This window comes from Glutamicibacter halophytocola, assembly GCF_001302565.1.
In the GTDB taxonomy this organism is placed as follows: domain Bacteria; phylum Actinomycetota; class Actinomycetes; order Actinomycetales; family Micrococcaceae; genus Glutamicibacter; species Glutamicibacter halophytocola.
In genome coordinates this window covers 3,387,216-3,412,746 of record NZ_CP012750.1, presented here as the reverse complement: position 1 = coordinate 3,412,746, position 25,531 = coordinate 3,387,216, and the positions used below count along the sequence as shown (strand labels likewise).

Genomic DNA, 25,531 nt, shown 5'->3' with positions numbered 1-25,531 from the left:
TGCCCCTTATACGCAACATGGGATCGCGGACCTGTGCAAGCGGTGCAGTCTTGAGGGCCGCTCGGACCACTTTGATCAGGGGTTGAGCGCGTACTCGGCGAAGTGGCCGCATTCGCTGAATCCAAGGCGCCGGTAGACGGGTTCTCCGTCGTGGGACGCTTGTAGCGCTGCGGTGTCGTAGCCGGCAGTGCGGGCAGTGTGCAAGGCGGCCAAGGTGATGGCTGTTCCGTATCCTTGGCGGCGTTCCGATTGCAGTGTTGAGATGTTGTAGATGCCGGCGACTCGGGCGTGGAGGAAGACTTCTGCCGAGCAGACCGGGTGGCCGTTGGCATAGCCGACCAAATAGCGGGCTGGTGCATCGGCGGACAGCGCAGTTGCCGAGGCGCGGGCGTAGAAGCCCTGCACCGTGGTGGCCGGCGGGTTCCAATTGGCCGAGAGCACGGTTGCGTAGTCGGCGAGTTCCTCAGGGGTGCTCACTAGGCGGATGTCCAGGCCTGCGTCGTGGGCTTGGGGGAGTGCTCCGCGCAGGTCTTTCCACATGCCGGTCTCAGTTTCAGAGGCTTCCAGCCCGGCGTTTTCGAGGTGCTCGGCCAGATTGCCGGGTGTGCTGGCCGGGCCGACCCACCAGGAAAATGGACGTCCATCAGAAGCCAGGCGCTGAAGTGTCTGCGCGATGCGGGTGGGCGCGGTCGCTGCGGTGAATCGGGCGGCGGCGATGATGTTGAAGGTGTCGTCGTCGAGGCCGCTATCAGCGATCATCAGGTCGCTAGTTTCAATGACTGTTGCGCCGTCCATGCTGCGGTGAAGGTGGCAGGCGTGCTCGGCCAGGTTCTGTTCCATGGCGAGTCGAGGATCGGTCCTGCCGGGTGATGATTGCTTATCGCGTTCCATGATTATCCATACTAGACATCCAGGTTAGGCGGCCTCCTTGGGGAACCACGAAAAACTGGATGATTCCGGGTACGTGCCATCCCAGGCGTTCAGTCTCTTGCCAGCGTGCTCCAGCAACGGCCGCGCGGATTTTGCAGCGAGGCAGGATAGCCGGGAGAGGAATCGGCAGGTTTCAGCAACGCCAAAGGCATCGCCTTCCTCCAAAAGTAGTATTGACATGAATCAATAATTAATGAATTTAGCCCTTCCACTAGTTATTAAATAGAAAGTCATTCAGTTAAAACCGTAATATTTGCGAATATTGGTCAAGAGTTCGCTTCCGGTTGCTAGATTCCCTTACATCAACACCTGTTGATACATCGCGAATCGCTCGACCTCAGATACGGAGAACATCATGGAATTGATCAACACTCTGCTTGAAATCATCAAAGGCCTTCTCGGTGGCTTGGGTGGCTAGAGTAAACCTCTAGAGCTTGCTTCGAGGGGTCCTGCACTATTAGCGGTGCAGGACCCCTCTGCGTTGTTGGTGCATGCCGGCAGCCCGGCAGTCGCCGATTCCGGAAACGTTATTCGAGCCTCGGGCCAGCACCCCGTGGTGTCCTTCCGTGGTAGTTGAGAATCCAGCTCTAAGGAGCTTGTGGCCGCTCATTTGGCTATCCGCGCCGACTGACTAAAGGATGTCCCCTGAGCAATGCGGGAATCGGGTCGCTAGCGGAGCTGTGGAATCTGGGCAATTCTCGAGCCGCCCGGCGGTCTCCACGACTGGTCAAACTAGCCGCGCGCGACGAGCGCCATTTGGAGCCGACCTGATTGCTGATTGCTGGCGCTGCTGCCTGCCGCCCCTCTGCATGTCGAGGCCTGTGCAAGTGCGGCGTTCTTCAGTTTCCCCCCCGTTGCAGCATCTTCGGGCGGCCGTCTGTCAGATCTCGGGTTATATTTAATTCCCACTAATGTTGTTGTATTAGCATGAATGCGGATAATAAGGACTGCGGGCTGGACCCGTCCTCTAAATACGTTGACCTGGCCGCCGAGGTCTTCGGATTCCTTTCCGATGTCACGCGCATCAAGATCGTGCTGGGGCTTCGCCGCGCTGGTGAGCTGTCAGTCAGCTCGATTGCCGAGCTTGTCGAGAAGAGCCCCTCCGGAGTGTCACAGCACCTGGCTCGGCTGCGCATGGCCCGCATGGTCACGACCCGCCAGGAAGGGACCATAGTGCTATACCAGCTGGCAAACGGTCACGCTGCCACGCTGGTAGCCGAAGCGGTCAAGCAAGCCGAGCATTCCGTAGCCAACGGACTTCCTCCCCATCACCATCAGCCACAGGGCTGAGGCAGATCCCCCGCGTTAGGCATTGTGATGCTCGAAGTTCTGCGCAACCGTCCCTACGCCAAGCTCTTCAGCGCCCAGGTCATCGCGCTGCTCGGCACGGGACTGCTCAACGTGGCCTGGGGCTTCTGGCTTTTGGCGTGGCCGGCAACCAAGCTGGCCGGGTGCTCGGCTTGGCCATGACCATTAAGATGGCCGCCTATGTCCTTGTCACTCCGTTGATCAGCGCCATCGCGGCCCATATTCCGCGCAAGCCGCTGCTTATCGGATCCGACGCCATCCGCGCAGTGGTTGCGGTATGCCTGCCATTCGTCAGCGAGGCCTGGCAGATCTATGTGCTGATCTTCGTGCTGCAATCGGCCTCTGCCACTTTCACGCCGGCGTTCTAGGCCATCATTCCCTCGATACTTCCTGATGAACGCGAGTACACCGGGTGCTGTCGCTTTCCCGTCTGGCCTATGACATGGAATCGCTGATCAGTCCGCTGTTGGCCACGCTCCTGCTGGCCGCCACGAGCTATCACAGCCTCTTCTTGGGAACGGTTCTCGGGTTTTCCTGCTCCGCGGTGCTGGTCTCAGTTACGGAATTCCCGGAGAGCATGGCGCCAGGCAACACCAAATTCTTCCATCGGTTCACTGGAGGCGTGCAGGCATTCTGGGCCCGTCCCGAACTGCGCAGCTTGATGGCGTTGAATCTGGTGGTGGCCGCGACTACAGCCATGGTCATTGTCAACGCGGTGGTCCTGGTGCAAGGCGGGCTCGGCCGCTCCCAGACGCATTCCGCTCTGCTGCTCGGTGCTTATGGCGCCGGATCGATGATGGTGGCTTTGACCGTACCCGGCTTGCTGGATCGTTTCCCCGACCGCCGGGTCATGCTCTGCGGTGCAGGCTGCTTGCCCCTGCTGCTTTTGGCTGCATCCGGCACAATCCATTGGGGACGGGGGACAAGCCAGTGGATTGCGCTGATGGCCACCTGGCTGCTGATCGGCGCCGCGATCGCGACAATTCTCACCCCTTCCTCGCGGCTGCTTCGGCGCAACAGCACAGAACAGAACCGGCCGGGCATCTTCGCGGCCCAAATCTCGCTGTCGCACGCGTGCTTCCTGATCACCTACCCCTTGGCAGGAGCAACGGGAGCGGTGCTCGGGCTTGCCGAAACGGCACTCGTCCTCGTGACCATAGGCCTGCTGGGCTCAGTCCTCGCCGTCTTTTCCTGGCGAAGCGGCATTGAGCCCTGCACCTTGGATGCCTCCACGGGAATCAGCTAGCTGGCCAGATGGCCCGCTCCAAGGCGCCAGGATGGAATCAGTCGGGATTGAACTGGCTGGTGTCCACCTGGTCCGGATCCTGGTCCTCGGGTTGCTGCTCAACATCGAGCTGATGGCCGTCATGATCATGTAGATGTTGGGACGGTGAGAGAGGCTCGAAGAGTGGCCACACAGGTGTGGCCGTCCGCGGAATCTTCGGGACTGCCCCAAAGCAGTCCCGATTCCGGAGGTGGCAGTTCCCAGTTGTTCGCCACGAGTGGGTAGCGCTGGAACATGGGAACTAGAGTCATGGCTAGTGGTGGTGTTCTTCCTGCTTCATCTTGTCGATGATGCCCGGCTCAATGCCTTCCGTATGGTGGGCTCCATGCTCAGAATGCGGTACCGCCAGATGGCCCGCGGCGGAGGCCGCTAATCCCATACTGGCGATCGTGGACACCACCACCGATGCGGCAAATATGCCTCCGACCACTGCTAGGCTGCCGGACCGAGCGGGTCCGCGTGTCGATTTGCGTTGCCGTTTTCGCTGCCACATGATGGCTGCGACTACAGATAGCTCCAGCAATAGCAGGGAAACGACGGTGAGATCCAGGAATTTCTCCCTTCCCGGGATTCCCGCAAGACCCAGGGCGATGCTGGCCAGATGTGCTAGCGAGACTACCGCCAGGCAGCGAACCGCGATCTTCGGCGCTGGCGCTGATGACTTGCGCAGGCTGGCCACGGAGTAGATCAGTGCTAGCCCCGCCCAGGCGGCGGACGCTATGGCGCCGAGCCACACCCACCAGGGAGCCGTGGTGGCTTCGACCGAGAACCTTGATGCCAAGCTGGAGGAGGATGCCGCGGCCAGAGCCGCGATGCCCAGTCCAGCGATTCCCGCGTAGATGCCGCCGATGGCACCGGAGCCTGCCACCGCACCTTGCCTTTGGACGGTGGGTTCGATGGCAGGCCGCCGGCCTAGTCGGGAATTCATGACCGTGCAGTACGTGCTACGGGTGCTTTGTCCTGGGACAGGCCCACCGACAACAGGACGATCGCGCTGGCCAGGTGCAGGACGTTATCGGCACCGTTCAGGGCAATGATGTTCAGGGACGTCGATGCTAGGAAGAGCCCCAAGATGCCCACCAGAAGGTAGACGGCGCCCACGGTCGAGTTGGCGAGTTTGGACGCCCTCACGGATCCGAGCCCGGCGATGAGCAGTACTGCGCCAATGGCCAGGTGGATGACGTTGTGCAGTGGGTTGACCTCGAAAATGATCAACTTGCCACCCTCTGTGGCGAAGAAATCCACGCCCGCGGTGACGAGGAACCCGAGCAAGCCGACGAGGAGGTATACAGCTCCGAAAGTCGTTGCGAGCAAGCGATTAGGTGATGTGCGCATTGCAATCAGTCCTTCCTGGGACGCGGAGTGGATTCCGCGTCGAGTTGTGCAGGTTCCGGAACGAACCCTGTAGAAGTACTTCGGAGAACCCGCGGCAGTGGATTGGGTGCCGCTGAATTTATTTGCCTGCATGGTTGCTGCTGGTGCCTCGGCTGCACCAGGTTCTGCTGTGGGCAAATAGGCGAGGTGGGCTACGGGCTCGGGGCTCAATCTGGAAGGGCGGGCGTTCGCCAGCTACGAACATGGCCCGTTATTTGGGAAAATGCCTATGGTGCGCCCCCGCGAAATGACAGTGTTGGAAGCAAGCACAACAACGTCTGAGGAACAGGAGCAGCATGAGCATGTACGCAGTGACCAATCCAGCTACCGGTGAAATCGAAGCAGAATTTGCCACGGCCAGCGATGAGCAAATCCAACAGGCCTTATCCAGCACGGATCAGGCCTATCAGGCATGGTCGGTGTCCGCGCTGGAAGATCGAGTAGCCTTGCTCAACCGTGTGGCGGACATCTACGAGGCCCGCGCGGACGAGCTCGCGGCGATCATCACCCGGGAAATGGGCAAGCCCATCAAGCAGTCGCTGGGTGAAATCAGCATCGTGGTGGCGATCTACCGCTACTACGCGAAGAACGGCCCGAAATTCCTGGAGGACGAAGAGCTGGAGATCGCTTCCGGCGGCCGCGCCCTGGTACGCAAGGAATCCGTGGGTGTGCTGCTGGGGATCATGCCGTGGAACTTCCCGTACTACCAGGTGGCCCGGTTCGCCGCTCCCAACCTGATGAACGGCAACACCATCCTGCTCAAGCATGCCCCGCAATGTCCGGAATCGGCGCTGGCCATGGAGCAAATCTTCCAGGAGGCAGGTGCGCCACAGGGCGCGTACGTGAATATCTTTGCCACCAATGACCAGGTTGCAGACATCATTGCCGACCGCCGGGTGCAGGGAGTTTCGCTGACTGGTTCGGAGCGGGCTGGTTCGGCCGTGGCGGAAATCGCCGGGCGCCACCTTAAGAAGGTCGTGCTTGAGCTGGGTGGTTCTGACCCGTTCCTGGTGTTCGCGGACGCCGACATCGCCCGCACCGCCAAGCTGGGGATGCGCGCACGATTCGGGAATACCGGCCAGGCTTGCAATGCGGCCAAGCGCTTCATCGTCGACTCCTCGGTCTACGAGGAATTCTCAGCGGCGTTGGTGGACCAGGTGGCCGGCATGAAGGTCGGGGATCCGACCCAGGGTGAAAACTTCCTCGGACCGCTGTCCTCGGCCGCGGCGCGCGATGGCCTGGCGGCCCAGGTCCAGGACGCCATCGACAAGGGTGCGACGGTGTTGGCCGGCGGCAAGCAGGTAGAAGGGCCTGGCGCCTTCTACGAGCCAACCATCTTGGCCGGGGTCACCGAGCAGATGCGTGCCTTCTCCGAGGAACTCTTCGGCCCGGTGGCGGTCTTATACAAGGTGCACGGCGAGAACGAAGCCGTTGAACTGGCCAACAACACCGATTACGGGCTGGGTGCCTCCATCCACACCCAGGATCTGGAGCAGGCCGAGCGCATTGCCGCCCGGTTGAGCAGCGGCATGGTGGCCATCAATGAGCCTTCGGCGTCCTCTCCTGAGTTGCCTTTTGGCGGGGTGAAGCGTTCTGGCATCGGACGTGAGCTGGGTAAGTACGGGATGGATGAATTCATCAACCGCAAGCTGGTGAAAATCGCCGGACGCTAGATCGCACCATGAGCTGCAGCGCTCCGGTGAAGTGCAAGACACCCTTGCTTCACCGGAGCGCCGCCGCGTGAATTCCGGTTCTTCGTCCTAGAGACCGAGCGGCTGCCTCAGGCGCGCGACGTGGCCCTTGGCATCCACCACTTATTCAATCTGGGAAATCTTCGCGTGCGGATCGATCACCGCGGTGGAGCACAGGGTGCCAGAAAACATCTTGTCGCGAATAGTCTTTACCCCGAAGGAACCGTAGGCCTTGCCCACGGCATTGTCCGGGGGTGACAGGAGGGGGAAGTTAGGGGATTCATCGTCGGCGAAGCTGGCTGAAGAGTCGGGGCTTCGGGGAAGTGCCCAGCACCGCGTAGCCAGCGGCCTGCAGCGAGCCCAGGTTGTCGCGGAAGTCGCAGGCCTCGGTCATGCAGCCGGAGTGGCGGGCTTGGGCTAGAAGTAGACGATGACGCATTGCCCTGCGTAGTCGGCCAGCGAGACGGTCATTCGGCGCGCGTCGTCGAGGCTGAAGGCTGGTGCGGCATCGACAGGGGCCAGGGCAGCGGTGGACTAGGAGATGATCTCCAACTTTCTTATTGCGGAATTTTTATTTTCACTCTAACCCCAGGGTAGATGGGGCTGCGTCAACTTTCCTGCAAGATTGCTGGAGCGGCCTGCGGCTGTCCGAATTGCTTCCTAGGGTGGAAGAAGAAATCATTCCAGGAACACAGAGACCATCAGGGGTGCCTATGAACGTGCCAGAATCCTCGGCCTGCGTGGTCGGACTGATAGCCGACCCCGGCACAGCCGATGCCATGGCCAATCGCGTAGCCAGGCGGCTCGAAGGAGTGCTGGCGAAGCTGGAAGAGCATGAAGTCCATTGGGAGGTGCAGGTCGCACCGTTCTCCCTGCCCTTGGGAGACTCGGGCAGGGTGGCCCTGGAGGACAAGGTGCCGAAGCTGCGCGAGAAACACGGTTGGGACTACATCATCTACCTCACCGATGCACCGCATTACGTACAGCAACGGCCGGTGCGCTCGGTCGTGGCATCGGAATCCTGTTCGGCGGTGCTCTCCATGCCCAGCCTGGGACTGGCCCGGCCGCGCACCGTGGCCTCGGCACTGGCCGAGCTGGTCAAGGAATTATCCACTGGCCAGTCCCCCGGCTCGGCGCCCACACCGCTCGGGCGTGCCATAAGCGTGCACGCAAGCTGGCAGGATGCGGAAAACGAGCAGAACCGGATCTCGAGCATCGAGGGGCTGCGTGGACGGCTGCTGCTCATCGCCGGCATGGTGCGCAGCAACCGCCCCTGGAAGCTCGTTCCGCGCTTGTCTTCAGCGCTGGCCGGCGCCGTGGCGACCGGGGCCTTCGGCGTGTTCTACACCAGCATCTGGTCCATGGCCGATTATCTTTCCACCCAGCGGCTGTGGCTGATCACGCTCTCCAGCATTGCGATCCTCACCCTGTGGCTGCTGCTGCATAACCGGTTGTGGGAAAGCCCCAAGGGCAGCCGCCGCCGCGAGCGCCTGGTCGTCTACAACGCCGCCACCGTGCTGACCGTGGGATTCGCCGCCGCGGCCATGTACCTGCTGATGTTCCTGGCTCTGCTGGCCGGCGCGCTGATCGTCATCGACCAGGAATACCTGGCCTACCAGCTGCGCCACGGCGTCACGCTGGCCGACTACGTGAACCTGGCATGGCTGGCATCATCGCTGGGGACCATGGGCGGCGCCATCGGCTCCAGCTTCGAGAACGTGGAAGAAGTCCAGCGTGCCACCTTCAGCCAGCGCGAATACGAGCGGCGCAACATGGACTTCTCGATTTCCGCACCGGGCGATGAACCCAGTTAGCCCGCCTGGCTACGGCTGGTTCTTGCCGCCATTGACATGCACCGTGGAGCCCACCACGTAGGAAGCATCGTCGCTGGCCAGGAAAACATAGGCCGGGGCGACTTCCACCGGCTGGCCCGCGCGGCCAAGCCAGGTATCGTGCCCGAATTCCGGCAGCGCCTCGATGGGCTGGCCATCCGAAGGCTGCAGGGGAGTCCAAATGGGGCCCGGGGCCACGGCATTGACCCTGATTCCGCGCTTGGCTGCCTGGGAGGCCAATGATTTGGTGAAGTTGCTGATCGCGCCCTTGGTCGCGGCATAATCCATCAGGTGATCCGAGGGATCAAAGGCCTGGATGGACGTCGTGTTGATAATCGAGCCTCCCTCGGGCAACACCTTCAACGCGGCGCGGCTCAAGGCGAACATCGCGAAGATATTCACATCGAAGGTAGCTTCCACCTGTTCATCGCTCAGCTCTTCCAATGACTCGACGCTGATCTGCTTGCCGGCATTGTTGACCAGGATGTCCAGTCCGCCCAAGGCGGCCGATGCTTCGTCCACCAGCGAGTCGCGGTAGCCGTGGTCGCGCAGGTCGCCGGGAAGCCGGTGCACATCGATGCCCGCATCATCAAGCACCGCGGCGATCGCCTGGGCATCGGGTTCCTCGGAGGGCAGGTAGGCCAGGGCCACGTCTGCTCCTTCGCGGGCGAAAGCAATGGCCACCGCCGCCCCGATACCCGAATCGCCACCGGTGATCAGCGCCCGCTTCCCGGCGAGCCGGTCCCGGCCCTGGTAGCTGCGCTCGCCGTGATCCGCCGTGGGCTGCAGCTTTTGGTCCAGCCCCGGCTCTGGCTGGCGTTGTTCTGGCGGGCTGATGCGTTCCTTGCCGGCGCGGCTGGACTGCGGTGAATTCTCGGACATGGGGTTCCTCCTCCTAGGGAAACAGGACGCCGAAGTTGCTCGTGTGCCGGCGTCTGGGAGTTCCCACCCTGCTCCCCAAGGGGGATCAGCTGAACCGGCGGCCCTGGTTTTAGCGCGAATGGCCAGCTGGCATTCGGCCGCGATCCAGCTTCCTTCCTGCTGGCGCACTTTGTGCTAGAGCGGAAGTCTGGGATTTAGCGCAAAGACTCAGGGGGCCGCTGTCCTCGGCTGCGGGTTAATGCCTACGGTAGGGTTCCACCCGCCAGCAAGGAGGATGAGAATGGCCAGCGAATCAAAGAGCAGGATCAAGGACGAAGAACTCTACGAAGAACTGCGCGACGAGGGAAACTCCAAGGCGAAGTCAGCGCGGATCGCCAATGCCGCGGCCCGGGACGGGCGTTCGGCGGTTGGCAAGCGCGGCGGAAAATCCGGCGAGTACGAAAGCTGGACCGTTGAGGAGCTGCAATCACGGGCCAAGGAAATTGGCATCGAGGGCCGCTCGAAGATGCGCAAGGCAGAACTGATCGACGCATTGCGCAATTCCTAGCCCATTCACGCAGAGAAAGGCAGGGCAATGGCTGATCACGAGAATCCGGAGAACCTGGAACCCGAGGAAAACGACGAGCAGGTGGTCCGCGCAGGCCACATCAATGATGAAGACAAAGAACTCACCGGGGAAGACGAAGATCGCTTCGATGCCGGATAAGCCGCTTGATGCAGGGAAGGAAATGCCATGCAGGAAAACCAGATCAATAGGAATCGTCCTCGTCCCGGGCTTTGGCTGATGGTCATCGGCGGGCTGCTGGCGGCAGGATTCGCCGTCTATGCCGTGGTGGCAGCGCCGGACAGCACCTCCGGGCCCTTATGGATCGTCGTGGGCTGGGGTGCACTGGTGTTCCTCTACGGCCTGTATCGGGCCGTGCGCGGTCGCAGCAGCGTGGATCATCCGCGAGGGGGAACCGACGCGAACGGCGTGTGACCCGGCGCTGGCGGGAGAGCCAGCACCATGACCTCCGCGCACGAACACCTCGGGGCACCGAGGGGAAAATCTTCCGCCAGGTGCCTGGTGTGCCGGGCTTGGTGGGCCGGAGCATCCGCCGCGTCGCTGGCAACAGCTGATTAAGCATGTACCGCGGACCGCTGAAGCTGGTACCCGTTAGAAGAGCAAGCAAATAATCCGGCAAAGGAGAAGGACCATGGGAATTCTGGACAAGGCAAAAGACCTGATCGGGCATGCCGCAGAGCGCTTGAAGGATCCGGACAAGGACCTGGTGGAAAAGACCTGGCCAGCCGGCCAGCCTGACGACGAGCATCTTCCCGCACAAGCCGATGGCTCCGAGGACGACGTGGAACAGGGAAATGCCCAGCCCGGACCACAGCCGCCGCACACCGAGCCGGTGGCCGGAGCAGACCCTGAGCTCGACGATTCGATCCAGGACCAGTACGAAGCCGGGCAGAACGAAGACGAGGCCGAACGCTAGGATGCTGGCGGTCGCCGCAACGCAGGAGGTTATTGATGCCAGCTTGCCGGGCCAAGCGCTGCCGGCGATCCACCGTGCGCAGCCAGCATGGCGCGGGGAACACCTGAGATGGGCGCTACCAGCGATTTCACCCGCCCTGCCCTGGTGCTGATCGACCTGCAGCAAGGATTTTTCGAAGCGCCGGAACTGGCTGCGGTGCGCGAGCGCATGCTGTCGCACTGCAACCAGCTGGCCGCCGCCGCCCGCGCATCCGGGGTCCTGGTTCTCAACGTGCGCACGGTGCACCAGGAAGACAAATCGACCTGGACGTTGAAGATGCTCGAGGACGACCAGGGCTATCTTTTCGAGGGAACACCGCAAGCAGCCAATCTTCAGGGGCTCGATCTATCCCTGAGCATTGAGGTGATCAAGCATCGCGATAGCGCGTTCTGGAACACCGGGCTGCTCGCGTTGCTCTCGCAGCACCGGGCCACATCCATTGCCCTGGCCGGAGTCTCGCTGGACACCTGCATCGCCGCCACTGCGGCCGATGCATTTGCGGCGAACCTGCCGGTGGCCTTGGGCATCGATGCCACTGCCTGTGCAGAGCCGGATCTGGAGCAGAGCACGCTGAAGTTCATGGAGGAACAGCATCGGCAGAAGCTGATGGACACCAGTCAGCTATGCCAGATGTTCTCCTCGGCGCACTAGCCGCCGGGAAAATCAAGGAAAGGAACAATGATGACACTGGAAAATCCCGAATTCTACGACTTGCGCCAAGACCTGGACGCCGAGGAGCCACTGGATGGCCGCAACAGCCAGCCTGCAGAAGGTTCATCGGATGCGCCCCAGTCGCTGGATGCCGAGGATCCCTTGCATGGCGTGGAGAAGGTATTGGCCGACAATGACCATGACCCGCTTGCGCTGAACCCCGAACCGCTCGATGAGCAGCGAATTGCCGACCCGATTCCCCTGGATGACGAGGCGGAGGAGGACCGGGCGGGCATTGACGCGCAACGGCTGGCCAACCTGCCCGACCAGCGCCAGAGCCCGGATCAGCAGTAGCGCGGCAAGCTTCCCTCTTCGGCGGAGCTATGCCTTCGCCTCTTGGGTGAAGAAGGAGATCTTGCCGCTGGCTTCCAAAATAGCCAGCCTGACAGAGGTGTAATTCTCGATGCCTGATTGCCGGGCCAGCATGCTCAGCTCATCCAGGCCGATGCGCTCCTTATGCAGGGCCTTGCGATCCACCACGCCATCGCGGATCAGCACGATAGGCCGGCCCTGCATCAGCTTGCCCACTTTCGGCCAGCGCATATTCGCATAGTTCAGTCCTGCAGCCAGAACCAGCATGGTGAACACCGCCAGCAGGCTGCCGGTGAGCGAACGGTCTTCCATGGTGATGCCCTGCTGCACCAGATCGCCCAGGACAACAAAGAGGATCAGCTCGAAGGAGCTGAGCTCGCCGAGGGTGGACCTGCCGGAGGCTCGTGTCACCAGCCACAGGATGATGAACGCAACGGCCGCGCGGATGACAATTTCCATCAGGGAGCCCTCCAGGTTTCAAGGTCAATGCTCGTGTGCAGGTCTTCAGCGGTGATGCCCAGCGAACCCTTGGTTTTCGGTTTCCACTGGTCTGAAGCGCGACCGGTCAGCGTGGCCACCATCGACCGTCCCCCTTTCGCCGGGGCCACCTCGAATTCCACCGTGCCATCGCCTCGGCTTGACTGGGATTCCGGTTCAGGGAAAGCAGAGAAATCCTCGAAGAACATGAGGTAGTCCTCGCTGATGGAGATCTTGACCGTTTCGGGCAGTGGCTGAGTCGAGCTGAGCGCTATCCGCAATTGGATTTCATTCCCGGCCCGCACCACCAACGGATATTCCACCTGGATGTCCAGGTTGCCGGCGCGCTGCCCGGTGGTCTTCTCCCGGTCGAATGCGCCAAAGAGGGCCACAAGAACAAGGGCAGCCACCGCGAACAGCGTTGCCAGCCTAATCCGGCGCCGCCCCTTATTGTCTTCTTCTGAAGTGATGTCATCCAAGGTCGAGTCATCGACCGTGGCCTGGTAGATGTTTTGCATGGAACTGGGTCCTCCTTGCGCCTCTGATTTCGAGGCTAATTCGCCCTATCGCTATGAACGACAGCAGGATCCCACTTCACAGGAGATTTCCAGAACTCGACCCTGCCTGCCCCGCGGCGCGAACCTGTGCATTTGGGCAAGGTGCTTGAGCCAGCCAGTAGATGGTGCCACCGTGGCATCAGGAGGAGATCACCATGAACAACCAAGACGTACTCGACAAGCAGCAAATCAGGGACTATCTCAAGGACCTGCCGCACTGGCGCGAAGTGCCCGGATCCATCGCCGCGGTCTTCCAGGCCAAGACCTCGGCAGCAGCCATCGAACTGGTGAACGAGATCGCTAGTGCGGCCGAATTGGACCAGCATCACCCGGACGTCGACTGGCGGTACAACAAAGTCTTCGTCACCACCACCTCCCACGACGCCGGAGGGGCGGTGACCACCCGCGATATCGCACTGGCCAGCAAGATCTCCGAGAGGGCCCAGGCGCTGGGGGTCGCCGCGCACCCCGAGCTCATCGCCGTCGTGGAAGTCTGCATCGACAGCGATGATCCGCAGAAGATCGCGCCGCAGTGGGCCGCCGGGTTGGGCTACCGGGTGATGGATGATGGTTCACTGGTGGATCCCGACCGCAGGCTGCCGGCCATCTGGTTCCAGGAAACCGCCTCGCCCAACCCGAACCGGTTCCATCTGGATGTCTGGAAGCCCTATTCCGAAAGCTCCAGGGTGCTGGAGAAGTTGCGGGAGCAGGAAGCCGCCCTTGATGACCAGCAAGCACCGAGCTTCGTGGTGGCTACCGACCGGCAGGGCAACCGCTTCTGCATCTGCACCGAGCGGGAGCGCTAGCGGCGCCGGCGCTCGCCGTGCCTATCGCCGGCCGCGTTCGGCAGGCCGCCGGCGAAGGCAGAGTTTGACAGCAACTGAGTCAGCTGGAACCTTGGGCTGGACGCTGCTCAGGGAGATGGCAGGACAACCAGTGGGCGTTGCACAAGAAATCATCGCTTCGATTATGGTGCAGCTGCCCTGGAACGCCGAGCCCTACAAGCATTTCCACCGGCAGCCCGGACTGGGACTGGAAGAGCATGGGACCTCGGCGCGGATCGTGTCGGAGCTCTGTGCCCTGGGCTATAAGATCCACAAGATCGGCGGCACCGGAGTTGTCAGTGTGCCGGCCATCGGGGCCGGGCCGGTGGTGCGGGCCCGCGCCGATATTGACGCCCTTCCGGTCACCGAGAATACCGGGTTGGACAATGCCTCCAGTGTCCAGGGCGTCATGCATGCCTGCGGCCGCGACACGTACATCGCCACCCTGTTCGGGGCCGCGAAGATACTCGCCGAGCACCAGGAATCCGGGTCCGGCACCCATATCGCGCTCTTCGGGCCGCCGAGGAAACCGCCGCAGGCACCAAGGCCATGGTGGCCGACGGGCAGGTGGAGAAGATCCCGAAGCCCGACATGGCGCTGGCCCAGCACCTGATGCCCGTGGAAGCTGGGAAGATCGGCACCAGCACGGGGCCGATCCTTTCCGCAGGCGACAACCTGCACATCACCGTCTGCGGGCACGGATCCCACGGCTCGATGCCGCACAACTCGGTGGATCCGATGGTCCTGGATTCGTCCATCGTGCTCATGCCGCAGACCATTGTTTCGCGTGAAACCCGGCCCGGGCAGTTCGCCATTTTGACTGTGCGCGCGTTGAACGCCGGCAGCGCCGCGAGCATGATGCCCGGCGAATGCCAAGCCGCCGGCTTGCTGCAGGAACCTGATTTCTAGTTCTACGACCAGTTCCCGCTGACCGGCAACGACGCCGTGGCCAACGACCGGGTCACCAAGGCCTTCGAGGCCCACTTTGACCAAAGCCAGTTCTAGCAGGCTGACCCGGTCACCGCCTCGGAAGATTGCAGCACCATCCCCAATGCCTTCGGCATCCCTTACATATACTGCACCGTGGGCTGCGCGGATCCGGATGCATATCGGGCCGCGGCCGCCGAGGACACCGTCGCCTCGAAGATCCCGGCGAACCACTCGCCGTTCTTCGCCCCCCGTCATCAACCCAACACTTGAAACAGGAACCCGCACCCAGGTTCTGGCCGCGCTGTCCTACCTGGGCGCGGGAGCCGTAAACTACACGAGTGGCGCTAGGCCACCGGGGTGTAGAGCAACCAGCACAGCGCAAAGCTCATGACACCGATGGCGGTGGCAATCACAGTCCACGTCGACAGGGCAATCTTGGTGGAGATGCCCAGGAAGCGGCTCACCAGCCAGAAGCCCGAGTCGTTGACGTGGTAGAGGGTGATGGAGCCGGAAACAATGGAGACAACTATGCAGGTCAGGGCCAGCGAGGACCTAGTCGCCGAAGGCGGAGACCGCCGACGCCACGAGCCAGGCCGCGGTGGTGTCGGCCATGGTGGCGGAACCCTGGGCAACGCGCATGATCAAGGCGTTCAGGAATCCGGCCAAGATCAATGGCATGCCCACCGATTGCAGGCTGGTCTTGCGCCACACTATAGCCTTTGGATGTCTCCGCCGTTGACCACGGTACGCCAACGCCAACCGTTGAATTCAATGGGGTAAATTGCTGTGGAACGACTGTTGGCCTTGGCGGATGATCCAGGCCGATTTGCCCGCCCTTTTCTGCTGGAGACTCGGCTTGTTGTTCGCGAGTCAACCGCTGCCTCGAAGTAGCGTCGCAAAGGTAGGCGGGTATTCCTTAGGATGCGGATAGCTGTCTGGATGTGACTAATAATGGGCGGTCAAAAGCTCCGGGAGGCTACTGATTCAGAAATCTTCGTAGGGGTTCGCTGGGCTTAGTCGAGTATCGGTTCAAGCACTACGGGGCTACGAAGGGACTATAGCGAGCGTCCATGGAGCCATTAAGCGGAACTAGCCTCGATGCATCCCTGATCGAAAGGGTCGGCATGGAGGCTCTCCACTGCGTAGGGCGAGAACATGAGATGAGTTTCTTGTCGTCAGTGTGTACTGGTATCGGTGTGGGAATTGGTCCGGGGATGACGACCCACGATGAGAACCATTCCAGCACTCGCCTCTGGTGGTCATAGATAGGGTGGGAAAGAGTGTGTACCCGAACGGCGAGATTCCAAATCTCACCGTGCGCGAGCGAGCAATGTAGGGCCGGTTGGTGGATAAACCGATGATGTTCATCGTGGAATAGAACCAACGGCTGGGGAATAGACGATACCGTCCCGGATATCTCACTGCTAGTTAGCTAGTGGCACGATATCCGCGACGGTACACATCGCACAATTGGTGCAGGGCCGCTGATGGTTCGAAAGATCTACAGCAGCAGGCGGCCCAATCACCAACTTCTTCAGTTCTTATCCATGCCTACGGTGTTTCCGAAGTAAGATCAGCACGATTCCTGAAGCTAGAGCCAGCGCGGAAATTCCAAGAATAATCCCGCTAGACGTTCCCGTATTGGCCAGGTGTTCTTCCGGAGACCGTGGTATTTCGCTTGGAGTTGGTTCCGTTGGCGTTTCGCTTGGGGTTGGCTCGGTTGGAGTTGGTTCCGTCGGCGTTTCGCTTGGGGTTGGTTCCGTTGGAGTTGGTTCCGTCGGCGTTTCGCTTGGGGTTGGTTCGGTTGGAGTTTCGCTTGGGGTTGGCTCGCTTGGGGTTGGTTCGGTTGGAGTTTCGCTTGGGGTTGGTTCGGTTGGAGTTTCGCTTGGGGTTGGCTCGGTTGGAGTTGGTTCCGTCGGCGTTTCGCTTGGGGTTGGTTCCGTTGGAGTTGGTTCCGTCGGCGTTTCGCTCGGGTTGGTTCGGTTGGAGTTTCGCTTGGGGTTGGTTCCGTTGGAGTTGGTTCCGTCGGCGTTTCGCTTGGGGTTGGTTCGGTTGGAGTTTCGCTTGGGGTTGGCTCGCTTGGGGTTGGTTCGGTTGGAGTTTCGCTTGGGGTTGGCTCGGTTGGCGTTTCGCTTGGGGTTGGCTCGGTTGGAGTTGGTTCCGTCGGCGTTTCGCTTGGGGTTGGTTCCGTCGGCGTTTCGCTCGGGGTTGGTTCGGTTGGAGTTTCGCTTGGGGTTGGTTCCGTCGGCGTTTCGCTCGGGGTTGGTTCGGTTGGAGTTTCGCTTGGGGTTGGTTCGGTTGGAGTTTCGCTTGGGGTTGGTTCGGTTGGCGTTTCGCTTGGGGTTGGTTCGGTTGGCGTTTCGCTTGGAGTCGGTTCTACAGGGACCGGCGTATTCTGGACAGCGCCAAAGGTGACTTCTTGCTCCTCTTTGCTGATGGTTACAGCCAAGACATCTTCAGATAAGACGTAGCCTTCGGGAGCTTTGGTCTCCTTCAAGGTGTATTCGCCGAGAGGCAAGTCGAGAACCTTCAAACTCCCCGCGTCAGAGTCGGCATCTCTTTGGCCATTGTCGATCACTGCCATTGGCTGACCATCAGGACCGGTCAGTTCCCACTCGGAGCCCGGCAAGGTATCGCCATGTGGGCCAACTTTCGTCCATAGAACGCTTCCATGGACCTCGGGAGCAACCTGTGCGTTATTGGTCAGGGCCAGCTCGACTCCGGCAGTACTTTCTGGCGTTACCTCGTATGTGCCATCTTCAAGCTTGGTGACCCCTGGGCCATCAAGGGTCCACTCGCTCCAAATTACCCCGTCAATCTCCGGAAGATCGATCTCTTCAACAATGAATGTCGACCCCAGTGGCTCGCGGTCACTTTTAGTGGGCTGGCCGACTGGAACGGTCATCAACTTCGGAGCCGCGTCTGACCCCTTGACGCTGTATTCAACCGTAAAGACTGCGTCATTAACAAGAGCTGAGCCGTCCCCCTCGACAGTTTTAGTAACGGTGAACCGGGTGTATTCCTCGCCTGTGCCCGTGCCGCCGCCTTTAGACTTCACGTGGTGCTGCGAGCTAGTCTTCGTAGATCCAACGACAGCTTGATTGCCGAAAACATCGCCTTCAAGAACTACCCCGTCGGCTTCCGTCCAATACTGAAGACGGTACGTGTTCTGATCGCTCACACCGTGAGCCTCAAATTCAAACGACTTCATGTCTTGCGACCATGTCATCGAGTAAAGCGATGGGTCGACAACTTGCCAATTGCCAACCAGCTGACCATCTTCAACTGGTCGTTCGATGAGTTGTGCATCGCCCGTGTAATGGTGGTTTTCATGCGTCGGGTCCAGTTGATCCGAAATCCTGAATCCGCCATCTTGCACGAATCCCGCAGGAACAGCGATAGTCCAGCTAAACCGACCCTCGGTATCAGTTTCTCCGCCCCACTTCACTGGATACTCCGGGGCCGTCATGTCCTCGGGGACAATCCCGCCTTCGCCTGGAAGATCGACAATAACGAACTCGTCGCCGACTTCGAATTCCACTTTTTCTTCTGACGTGGACTTGTCTACTTGGACACTCATCCAGAAGGAGCCACCAATATTCTCTTGGTCGTCAACTACGTTGGTCAGAGTGCAAATGACCTCCGGGCTACCTGCATCGGAGACTTCACAAGTTGCCATGACTTCATTGGTCGCTGGGTCGACAATATTGAAATTTCCCTGACCCCAGCGCGAAAATTCTGCGGGCAGAGTCATGCCAAAGGTATCCCCAGCTTTGGCTCCATTTGGAACAGACCAGTCAGCGGTAATTTTTGCTGATTCCCACTGATTAAGTGGGCCGTCTTGACCATTCTCACGCTCAATCTTGATATTGGAGATAGCGTCAGGATACGTAACGTTAGTCGCGGCATTTGCGGCTGTCGTTCCGGTTAAAAGAGTGCCGATGACAAGGAACAAGGCTAGAAGCCCCGCTCCATATCTATGCATTGGCCTTGCATGTCTTAATTGGTGCATACCCAGTCCTATTCGGATGCGTGCCATGGGGAGATGAACGGTTGCCCCATGGGCAGACGCGATGCGTCCAAGCACATGATTCTGTTTCATTTCCACTCCAAAGCGATCGTTGTCGAATCTAGCGAGCTCGCCGCCGGATAGTCAGTGCGACCAGTCAGGGCATGTGGCAGCGCGAGATCCATCGAGCAAATAGACCTTTGTCTCAATACGGTAGATAGACGATTGCTGTAATCGTGACGCTGTCATAGGAAAGTTCTTGCAAGTTTTGACGTTCTACATCCGCAACGTAGAAGAACGCTCAGCAGGGGGCTTAGGTTCAAGACCATTACCTAACTGATCGCACAGGCTGCAGTGAGCCATCGGTTGAGCCGGATCTAGACTGCAGGCCGTGAATGAGTTGTTTTGTTCCAGATTGGTCCGCACAGGTTTCTGCGTTCCTACTCGTGGGGTATCGACTGGCGCACCGGCTATTCCGCCACTAAATCAATAAGTTATGATTAACGCCATTACGCCCGGGATTCTGCGGAAAGCAGTTGCTTGGTACTGGTTGAGAAGAATCAATCGCAAGGATGACTCCTACTGTCCTATTGTCAAGCTAGACTGGCAAGCGCCCTTCAATCATCGCGCCCTTAATCCGGAGCGGCGCGGTGCCGGAGGGCCTGATGCCAGCGAGGATTTTCCACATGCTTCTCAAGCTCATCTTGAAACATTCCAAGCCCTATACGGGCTGGATTATTGCCGTTATCATTTTGCAGCTGGCCACCACCATGGCCACTCTTTACCTTCCAAGCCTCAACGCCAAGATCATCGACGTAGGTGTGCGAACAGCTGATATCGATTACATCTGGCGCACCGGCGGACTAATGCTCATGGTCGCCCTGGTGCAGGTGGCCACCGCTGTGGCCGCCGTGTACTTCGGGGCCAAGACCGCCATGAGCGTCGGCCGCGACATCCGCCAATCGGTTTTCGAGAAGGTCTCCACCTTCTCGGCCCAGGACGTGAACAAGTTCGGCGCCGCCACCCTGATCACCCGCGGCACCAACGATGTGCAGCAAATCCAGATGCTCACCTTGATGGCGTTGAACTTCATGATCAACGCGCCGATCATGTCCATCGGCGGCGTGGTCATGGCCATCCGCGAGGATCCCGGGCTCTCCTGGCTCGTCTGGGTTTCGGTGCCCCTGGTGCTGATCGTGGTCGGCCTGCTGGTCATCAAGCTGATGCCGCTGTTCCGCGAGATGCAGACGCGCATCGATGGGATCAACGGAGTGCTGCGCGAGCAGATCACCGGCATCCGCGTGGTCCGCGCCTTCGTTCGCGAAAACCACGAGACCGAACGCTATGACGATGCCAACCAGAAGCTGACCGACCTCGGCGTGAAGGTCGGCAACCTGTTCGTCTTGATGTTCCCTGCCATCACCATGATCCTGCACCTGTCCACGGCGGCAGTGCTCTGGTTCGGCGGCCACCGGGTGGACAACGGCGATGTGGAAGTCGGCGCCCTGACCGCTTTCCTGCAGTACATGCTGCAGATCCTGATGGCCGTCATGATGGGCACCTTCATGGCCATGATGATTCCACGTGCCATGGTGTCGGCCGACCGCATCTCCGAGGTCCTTGGCAGCGAACCGTCGATGCAGGATGCGGCAGACCGCGAGGTCCAGCTTCCGGAACCAGGCACCGTTGAATTCAAGGACGTGACTTTCGGCTACCCGGGGGCAGAAGCTCCGGTCCTCTCGGGCATTTCCTTCACCGCCAAGCCGGGACAGACCACCGCCATTATCGGTTCCACCGGTGCCGGCAAAACGACCCTGTTGAATCTGATTCCGCGGCTCTACGACGCGACGGAAGGCGAGATACTCATTGGCGGCGTGCCGCTGAAGGAATTGGGCCGGGAAGCAATCTCGCGCAATATCTCCGCAGTGCCACAGCGCCCCTACCTGTTCTCCGGAACCATCGCCAGCAACCTGCGCTTCGGTGCACAGGATGCCAGCGATGAAGAACTGTGGGAGGCGCTGGACATCGCGCAGTCAACTGACTTTGTCACCGAACGCGAAGGCCAGCTCGAATCCACCATCTCGCAGGGCGGCACCAACGTCTCGGGTGGCCAGCGCCAGCGGCTGTGCATTGCCCGCGCCCTGGCGGCCAAGCCGATGACCTATCTTTTTGATGATTCTTTCTCGGCATTGGATGTGAACACCGATGCCAAGCTGCGTGCAGCCTTGGCTGAACCAACCAAGGACGCAGCGGTGATCATCGTGGCCCAGCGTGTCTCCACGATTACCGAGGCAGATCAGATCCTGGTTCTGGACCACGGCGAAATCGTGGCCCGGGGAACCCACGAAGAACTGCTGGAATCCTCGGAAACCTACCAGGAAATCGTGACGTCCCAGCTGAGCGTGGAGGAGGTGGCCTAAGTGGCGAAGAAACAGAAAAATGCGCAGCCGGAGCAGCTTGATAGCGAGCTGGCCGCAATTGACGAATTTGAAGTAGCCGCCGGTGCCGATGACTGGAGCGGTGGTGCTCCAGCGCGCAAGGCAGAGCACTTCTGGCCATCGGCCAAGCGCCTTGTCGGCCTGATGTCCCCGTACAAGTGGGGCATGGTCCTGGTGTTCGCGCTGATCACCGTGTACGTGGTGCTGTCGGTGATTGCCCCGCGTGTTCTGGGCAAGGCCATGGACGTGATCTTTGCCGGTTTGATCGGCAAGAACATCCCTGCCGGGACGCCGGCCGATGTTGTCATCCAGCAGCTGCGCGATTCTGGCCAGGGCACCCAGGCGGACATGCTCTCGAAGGTCGATTTTGTGCCCGGTCAGGGCATCGACTTCACCCAGCTCTCGCAGTTCATCCTGATTGTCCTTTCGATGTACTTCGTGGCGTCGGTCTTCTCCTGGGCTTCGGGCTGGCTGCTGAACAAGCTGGTCATGCGCGTGGTCTACAACCTGCGCAAGGACGTCGAGGACAAGCTCAACCGCCTGCCGCTGAACTACTTCGATACCCGCCAGCGCGGAGACGTGCTCTCGCGCGTGACCAACGATGTGGACAATATCCAAAATGCGCTGCAGCAGGCCTTGAGCCAGCTGGTGCAGTCCATCATGACGGTCATCGGCATTGTCATCATGATGTTCGTGGTGTCCTGGCAAATGGCCTTGATTGCCCTGGTTGCCTTGCCGCTGTCCGGTATTGCCGCCGGTGTCATCGGCTCCAGGGCGCAGAAGCTGTTCACAGCACAGTGGAAGAACACCGGAGCGCTCAACGGCCAGATCGAGGAATCCTTCTCGGGCCACGAGCTGATGAAGGTCTTCGGCCGCGAAGAGGACATGGTTGATCGCTTCACCGCCCGCAACGAAGAGCTGTACAAGGCCAGCTTCGGTGCCCAGTTCGTTTCCGGCATGATCATGCCGGTGATGAACTTCGTGTCCTACCTCTCCTACGTCGGCATCGCCGTCGTGGGTGGCCTGCGCGTGGCTTCGGGTGCGATGAGCCTTGGCGATGCCACGGCCTTCATCCAGTACTCGCGCGAGTTCACCCAGCCGCTGGGCCAGATCGCCGGCGTGGCGAATATGCTGCAGTCCGGTGTGGCCTCGGCAGAGCGGACCTTCGAGCTGCTGGACGCCGAGGAGCAGGATCCCGAGGACGCCCAGGCAACCCTGCCTGAGCGCACCGACGGCCATGTTTCCTTCCAGAACGTGTCCTTCTCCTACACCACGGACAAGCCGCTGATCGAGGACCTGTCCTTTGATGCGGACCCTGGCCACACGGTGGCGATTGTCGGTCCGACCGGTGCCGGCAAGACCACCTTGGTGAACCTGGTGATGCGCTTCTACGAGTTGAACTCGGGGAAGATCATGCTCGATAACCATGACATCACCCAGCTCTCGCGTGCTGATCTGCGTTCCAAGGTGGGCATGGTGCTCCAGGATGCGTGGCTCTTTGGCGGCACCATCATGGAGAACATCCGCTACGGACGTCTGGATGCCACCGATGAGGAAGTCATCGAGGCCGCCAAGGCAACCTTCGTGGATCGTTTCGTGCGTGCATTGCCCGATGGCTATGACACCATCATCGATGAGGAAGGCACCAACGTGTCGGCCGGTGAGAAGCAGCTGATCACGATCGCCCGTGCGTTCGTGGCCAACCCTTCCCTGCTGATTCTCGATGAGGCCACCAGCTCGGTGGATACGCGTACCGAGTTGCTGGTGCAGCAGGCGATGGCCGCATTGCGCAGCGATCGCACCAGCTTCGTGATTGCCCACCGCCTTTCGACGATCCGCGATGCCGACACCATTCTGGTGATGGAAGCGGGCAAGATCGTTGAGCAGGGCAACCATGAGCATCTGTTGAAGACCCAGGGCGCGTACTACCGCTTGTACCAGTCGCAGTTTGCTGGTCCAGCCGAGGACGTGGATGCGAATCCGGATACCGCAGCGGTGGCCGCGGTGTCCGCTGGAACTCCGGTGGCTTCCGAATTGGCACCGGAGGCCAAGGAGGAAACCGAGTAGTTTTCCTCCCTGGAGGCCCCGGGTTCTGGCAGTTCAATCCTGCCGGAACCCGGGGCCTTTGCCGTGCTCGGCCAGGGGTTTCAGAAGCCGCCAAAGTGCGCGACCAGGTCACCAATAGCGCATCTTTCCGCGGATGATGATGCAATGTGATCATGATGCTTAGACAGTTGGAATATCTGGTGGCGCTGGCCAATGAAGGGCACTTTGCCCGGGCAGCCGAGGAATGCGCGGTCTCCCAGCCAGCATTGTCCGAAGGCATCCGAAAACTTGAAAAGGAACTGGGCGCGCCACTGGTCAGGCGCAGCCATGCCTTCCAGAGCTTGACCGTTGAAGGGGAGACTGTGCTCAAATGGGCTCGAAAACTCCTGAAAGACCACGAATCGCTGAAACAGGAAATTGCCCATTACCAGCATGGGCTCAATGGAACCCTGCGCATCGGCACCGTTCCTGCCGCCTCCTCCACGGTCGCAACGCTCACCGACAAATTTGCCCGGGCCTATCCGGAAGTGGGCATCAATGTCCAGGCAAGCCTCCGGTCGGAGGAGATTGTCCGCCAGATCAGGAACTATGAGCTGGACGCGGGGCTGATCTATGCGGAGCCGCAGGACGTGGCCGGGCTGCTGGTATATCCGCTCTATGCCGAGGAGCATGTGCTGCTCACCGCGACGGGCGTACTCGCCCAAGACGCGGTGGTGCCATGGAGCTCAGCCTTGGAGCTGCCTTTGTGCCTTCTCGATTCATCCCTGAGGGGACGCCAAGTGCTGGACCAGACGCTCAGCGAGCATGGCCTGGAAGTCTCTCCGCGCATCGAATGCGACTCGATAGTCACGCTGCTCGCGCATGTGTCAACGGGAAATTGGGCCAGCATTGTCCCGCGCCAGTGGCTGCCTCCGCTGGGCACCCTTCCCGGAATCGAGTTGACCCGGCTGGATGATCCGCAGGTCACGTCGCAGATTTCCCTGGTGATGGAAGATGACAATCCGTTAACTTTGATGACGCGAGCGCTCCAGAAGATTATTTTTGAGATTTTTCCGTCGGCTAATAGCGCTCCCAGTAGTCGTCATAACTAATGTTTATTGGATCATCGGATCTGATTGTTGGATTTGATCAAGGCATATCCCTGAACCTAGAAACAGGCCCGAGCTCATGACCGACTCAGGCCATGCGACGGGAGGCGGGGATAAATCAATGGAACGAGGCAGCGCTTCAGTGCTCCGGGGGCCAAGCGAAAGCGGCAACCGGCCAGGTGCCACGCTGGTCCCAGGGCTGCGCTGACGATGGGCAGAGCAACGCCGCTCCTCACGGCCATCCGGAAGTCCACGCCGAAGCCCGCTTCATTGATTGACTGGCAGCGTTTTGCCATGGCGCACAGCCCGGAGATCCGTCCGGCCGTCCGCGTTGGCCTGGGCCTGGGGATCCCCGGCAGCGTATTGCTGGCAACGGGCAGAACAGACCTCCTCGCCTACGCGGTGTTCGGCTCCATCGTCGGAATGTACGGACGCGCTCCGCATCGTTGGCAGCGGCTGAAGAACCAGCTGCTCGGGGCGGCCATGATGCTCTGCGCGGGAATCTGCGGGATCGCCATGGCTCCCCTGGGATTGCATGGGTGGGTGCTGCTTGCCGGAGGAATGTTCTGGTCAGCCTTCAGCTCGGTGATCGCCGATCGATATGGGATCAAGCCAGGCGGAGCCTTCTTCCCGCTTTTTGCCTTTGGCGCTTTGGGGACCTTGCCGGTGGGGGAGCTGCCTGCAGTGGATGGGCTGATTGCGTTCGTGGCGACCGCGCTGTTCAGCGTTTTGCTCGGCCAAGCCGATCGATTTGAAGCCATGGGCGAACGCAGGAGGGGCGCCACGGTGATTCCCTGGCCCGCCATCCTGCGCAGGGCAAGAACCTACCTGCTGGTGATTTTCCTGGCTGGAGCTGTCGGGATCTTGCTGCACGTGGAACATCTCCAGTGGATCCTGGCCGGGGCGGCCGTTCCGCTGGCCGCTGGCAATGCCCGAGGGCGCTTGCGGCGAGGCGCTCACCGGCTCGCCGGTACCCTGGCTGGCATTGGCGCGCTGTTGGGAATCAGCTACCTGGCGCCCAGCGAGCCGGTGATCGGGTGCTTGATCATCTTGCTGATGTTCCCTACCGAGGCCTATATGGCTCGAAACTACGGTCTTGCCCTCAGCTTCTTCACCCCGCTGATTATCTTGATGCTCCAATTGGCCAATCCGAAGATCGGATCGCAGCTGGTGTGGGACTGCGCCATGGGAAATCTGCTGGGCGTGGTGGTCGGCATTGCGGCGGCCGCCGTGTTTGAACGGCGCCCTTCATCCATGAAAGCCAACCTAGGCGAAGCGCGGAAATCGAACAGCAGCATGAACCCCGATGAAAAATAA

Annotated in this window: 30 protein-coding genes; 19 read left to right on the top strand and 11 right to left on the bottom strand. The window is 60.5% G+C overall.

Going from position 1 to position 25,531, the window contains the following annotated elements:
* Positions 1–75 precede the first annotated feature (75 nt).
* Entirely contained in the window at positions 76–891 is an 816-nt protein-coding gene (locus tag AOZ07_RS15780; RefSeq protein WP_207758458.1) for a GNAT family N-acetyltransferase, read from the bottom strand.
* Positions 892–915: 24 nt separating this feature from the next.
* The gene (locus AOZ07_RS18890; protein WP_194943701.1) at positions 916–1,110 is read right to left on the bottom strand and encodes a hypothetical protein; all 195 of its coding nucleotides are present in this window, start codon (positions 1,108–1,110) and stop codon (positions 916–918) included.
* A gap of 747 nt (positions 1,111–1,857) precedes the next feature.
* On the opposite strand from AOZ07_RS18890, the gene AOZ07_RS15775 reads away from it, so the two are divergent.
* From AOZ07_RS15775 to AOZ07_RS15770, 4 genes are read left to right on the top strand one after another with little or no spacing between them, the layout of a single operon-like run.
* Entirely contained in the window at positions 1,858–2,220 is a 363-nt protein-coding gene (locus tag AOZ07_RS15775; protein WP_060702854.1) for an ArsR/SmtB family transcription factor, read from the top strand.
* Between the two features lie 27 nt (positions 2,221–2,247).
* Entirely contained in the window at positions 2,248–2,400 is a 153-nt protein-coding gene (locus tag AOZ07_RS19125) for a hypothetical protein (RefSeq protein WP_236995209.1), read from the top strand.
* Positions 2,358–2,606 (top strand): MFS transporter, encoded by a 249-nt coding sequence (locus AOZ07_RS19120; RefSeq protein ID WP_236995208.1) that lies wholly within the window; start codon positions 2,358–2,360, stop codon positions 2,604–2,606. The genes AOZ07_RS19125 and AOZ07_RS19120 overlap by 43 nt, the downstream gene beginning before the upstream one ends.
* Positions 2,607–2,650: 44 nt before the next feature.
* Entirely contained in the window at positions 2,651–3,484 is an 834-nt protein-coding gene (locus tag AOZ07_RS15770; protein ID WP_236995207.1) for an MFS transporter, read from the top strand.
* Between the two features lie 292 nt (positions 3,485–3,776).
* On the opposite strand, the gene AOZ07_RS15765 is transcribed toward AOZ07_RS15770, so the two are convergent.
* Together AOZ07_RS15765 and AOZ07_RS15760 are read right to left on the bottom strand one after the other, a co-directional pair.
* Positions 3,777–4,451 carry a hypothetical protein gene (locus AOZ07_RS15765; protein ID WP_194943700.1) on the bottom strand — a complete coding sequence of 225 codons (675 nt, stop codon included), beginning with the start codon at positions 4,449–4,451 and terminating at the stop codon, positions 3,777–3,779.
* Positions 4,448–4,858: a DUF4383 domain-containing protein gene (locus AOZ07_RS15760; protein ID WP_060703514.1), complete on the bottom strand. Its 411-nt coding sequence runs from the start codon at positions 4,856–4,858 to the stop codon at positions 4,448–4,450. Before AOZ07_RS15760 ends, AOZ07_RS15765 begins: the two co-directional genes overlap by 4 nt.
* A 335-nt stretch (positions 4,859–5,193) precedes the next feature.
* Here AOZ07_RS15760 and AOZ07_RS15755 point away from each other — a divergent pair, with 335 nt between their 5' ends.
* Together AOZ07_RS15755 and AOZ07_RS15745 are read left to right on the top strand one after the other, a co-directional pair.
* Positions 5,194–6,570: an NAD-dependent succinate-semialdehyde dehydrogenase gene (locus tag AOZ07_RS15755; RefSeq protein WP_060702852.1), complete on the top strand. Its 1,377-nt coding sequence runs from the start codon at positions 5,194–5,196 to the stop codon at positions 6,568–6,570.
* Positions 6,571–7,301: 731 nt separating this feature from the next.
* Positions 7,302–8,402: a hypothetical protein gene (locus AOZ07_RS15745; RefSeq protein WP_060702850.1), complete on the top strand. Its 1,101-nt coding sequence runs from the start codon at positions 7,302–7,304 to the stop codon at positions 8,400–8,402.
* Positions 8,403–8,411: 9 nt separating this feature from the next.
* Here AOZ07_RS15745 and AOZ07_RS15740 read toward each other — a convergent pair whose 3' ends face one another.
* Positions 8,412–9,302: an SDR family oxidoreductase gene (locus AOZ07_RS15740; RefSeq protein ID WP_060702849.1), complete on the bottom strand. Its 891-nt coding sequence runs from the start codon at positions 9,300–9,302 to the stop codon at positions 8,412–8,414.
* Between the two features lie 280 nt (positions 9,303–9,582).
* Here AOZ07_RS15740 and AOZ07_RS15735 point away from each other — a divergent pair, with 280 nt between their 5' ends.
* The 6 genes from AOZ07_RS15735 to AOZ07_RS15715 all read left to right on the top strand — a co-directional run bounded on the left by AOZ07_RS15735 (position 9,583) and on the right by AOZ07_RS15715 (position 11,827).
* Entirely contained in the window at positions 9,583–9,849 is a 267-nt protein-coding gene (locus tag AOZ07_RS15735; RefSeq protein WP_060702848.1) for a DUF7218 family protein, read from the top strand.
* A gap of 27 nt (positions 9,850–9,876) precedes the next feature.
* Entirely contained in the window at positions 9,877–10,008 is a 132-nt protein-coding gene (locus AOZ07_RS19170) for a hypothetical protein (RefSeq protein ID WP_257720413.1), read from the top strand.
* A 27-nt stretch (positions 10,009–10,035) separates the two neighbouring features.
* Complete coding sequence (locus AOZ07_RS15730) at positions 10,036–10,281, top strand: hypothetical protein (protein WP_060702847.1); 246 nt, start codon at positions 10,036–10,038, stop codon at positions 10,279–10,281.
* Positions 10,282–10,498: 217 nt separating this feature from the next.
* The gene (locus AOZ07_RS15725; RefSeq protein ID WP_060702846.1) at positions 10,499–10,783 is read left to right on the top strand and encodes a hypothetical protein; all 285 of its coding nucleotides are present in this window, start codon (positions 10,499–10,501) and stop codon (positions 10,781–10,783) included.
* Positions 10,784–10,891: 108 nt separating this feature from the next.
* Positions 10,892–11,473: a cysteine hydrolase family protein gene (locus tag AOZ07_RS15720; protein WP_060702845.1), complete on the top strand. Its 582-nt coding sequence runs from the start codon at positions 10,892–10,894 to the stop codon at positions 11,471–11,473.
* 27 nt (positions 11,474–11,500) lie between these two features.
* Positions 11,501–11,827: a hypothetical protein gene (locus AOZ07_RS15715; protein ID WP_060702844.1), complete on the top strand. Its 327-nt coding sequence runs from the start codon at positions 11,501–11,503 to the stop codon at positions 11,825–11,827.
* A gap of 27 nt (positions 11,828–11,854) precedes the next feature.
* On the opposite strand, the gene AOZ07_RS15710 is transcribed toward AOZ07_RS15715, so the two are convergent.
* Positions 11,855–12,304 (bottom strand): DUF421 domain-containing protein, encoded by a 450-nt coding sequence (locus AOZ07_RS15710; protein ID WP_060702843.1) that lies wholly within the window; start codon positions 12,302–12,304, stop codon positions 11,855–11,857.
* Positions 12,304–12,840, bottom strand: a complete 537-nt coding sequence (locus AOZ07_RS15705; RefSeq protein WP_060702842.1) for a hypothetical protein — start codon at positions 12,838–12,840, stop codon at positions 12,304–12,306. The genes AOZ07_RS15710 and AOZ07_RS15705 overlap by 1 nt, the downstream gene beginning before the upstream one ends.
* A 194-nt stretch (positions 12,841–13,034) precedes the next feature.
* Between AOZ07_RS15705 and AOZ07_RS15700 the strand changes: the two genes are divergently transcribed.
* From AOZ07_RS15700 to AOZ07_RS18965, 3 genes are all read left to right on the top strand, one after another.
* A complete protein-coding gene (locus tag AOZ07_RS15700) occupies positions 13,035–13,685 on the top strand; it encodes a 4a-hydroxytetrahydrobiopterin dehydratase (RefSeq protein WP_060703513.1) in 651 nt (216 codons plus the stop codon).
* 64 nt (positions 13,686–13,749) lie between these two features.
* On the top strand, positions 13,750–14,316 hold the full coding sequence (locus tag AOZ07_RS18970) for a M20/M25/M40 family metallo-hydrolase (protein WP_207758457.1): 567 nt from the start codon (positions 13,750–13,752) through the stop codon (positions 14,314–14,316).
* Entirely contained in the window at positions 14,271–14,612 is a 342-nt protein-coding gene (locus AOZ07_RS18965; protein ID WP_207758456.1) for a zinc-binding metallopeptidase family protein, read from the top strand. The genes AOZ07_RS18970 and AOZ07_RS18965 overlap by 46 nt, the downstream gene beginning before the upstream one ends.
* A gap of 365 nt (positions 14,613–14,977) precedes the next feature.
* Here the strand turns inward: AOZ07_RS18965 and AOZ07_RS19115 are convergent, their stop codons facing one another.
* The 4 genes from AOZ07_RS19115 to AOZ07_RS18885 form a co-directional block, all read right to left on the bottom strand.
* Positions 14,978–15,172: a GntT/GntP/DsdX family permease gene (locus AOZ07_RS19115; protein WP_257720428.1), complete on the bottom strand. Its 195-nt coding sequence runs from the start codon at positions 15,170–15,172 to the stop codon at positions 14,978–14,980.
* Positions 15,173–15,185: 13 nt separating this feature from the next.
* Positions 15,186–15,344: a GntT/GntP/DsdX family permease gene (locus AOZ07_RS19110; RefSeq protein WP_236995206.1), complete on the bottom strand. Its 159-nt coding sequence runs from the start codon at positions 15,342–15,344 to the stop codon at positions 15,186–15,188.
* 830 nt (positions 15,345–16,174) lie between these two features.
* Positions 16,175–16,243 (bottom strand): hypothetical protein, encoded by a 69-nt coding sequence (locus tag AOZ07_RS19255; protein WP_417935222.1) that lies wholly within the window; start codon positions 16,241–16,243, stop codon positions 16,175–16,177.
* Positions 16,225–18,588 (bottom strand): Ig-like domain-containing protein, encoded by a 2,364-nt coding sequence (locus AOZ07_RS18885; protein ID WP_194943699.1) that lies wholly within the window; start codon positions 18,586–18,588, stop codon positions 16,225–16,227. Before AOZ07_RS18885 ends, AOZ07_RS19255 begins: the two co-directional genes overlap by 19 nt.
* A gap of 740 nt (positions 18,589–19,328) precedes the next feature.
* On the opposite strand from AOZ07_RS18885, the gene AOZ07_RS15675 reads away from it, so the two are divergent.
* The 4 genes from AOZ07_RS15675 (at position 19,329) to AOZ07_RS15660 (ending at position 25,531) form a co-directional block, all read left to right on the top strand.
* Positions 19,329–21,062, top strand: coding sequence for an ABC transporter ATP-binding protein (locus AOZ07_RS15675; RefSeq protein ID WP_060702838.1), 1,734 nt, complete (start codon positions 19,329–19,331; stop codon positions 21,060–21,062).
* A complete protein-coding gene (locus AOZ07_RS15670; protein WP_060702837.1) occupies positions 21,063–23,147 on the top strand; it encodes an ABC transporter ATP-binding protein in 2,085 nt (694 codons plus the stop codon). It begins immediately after the preceding gene.
* 152 nt (positions 23,148–23,299) lie between these two features.
* Positions 23,300–24,217 carry a LysR family transcriptional regulator gene (locus AOZ07_RS15665; RefSeq protein WP_060702836.1) on the top strand — a complete coding sequence of 306 codons (918 nt, stop codon included), beginning with the start codon at positions 23,300–23,302 and terminating at the stop codon, positions 24,215–24,217.
* Positions 24,218–24,508: 291 nt separating this feature from the next.
* A complete protein-coding gene (locus AOZ07_RS15660; protein ID WP_194943698.1) occupies positions 24,509–25,531 on the top strand; it encodes an FUSC family protein in 1,023 nt (340 codons plus the stop codon).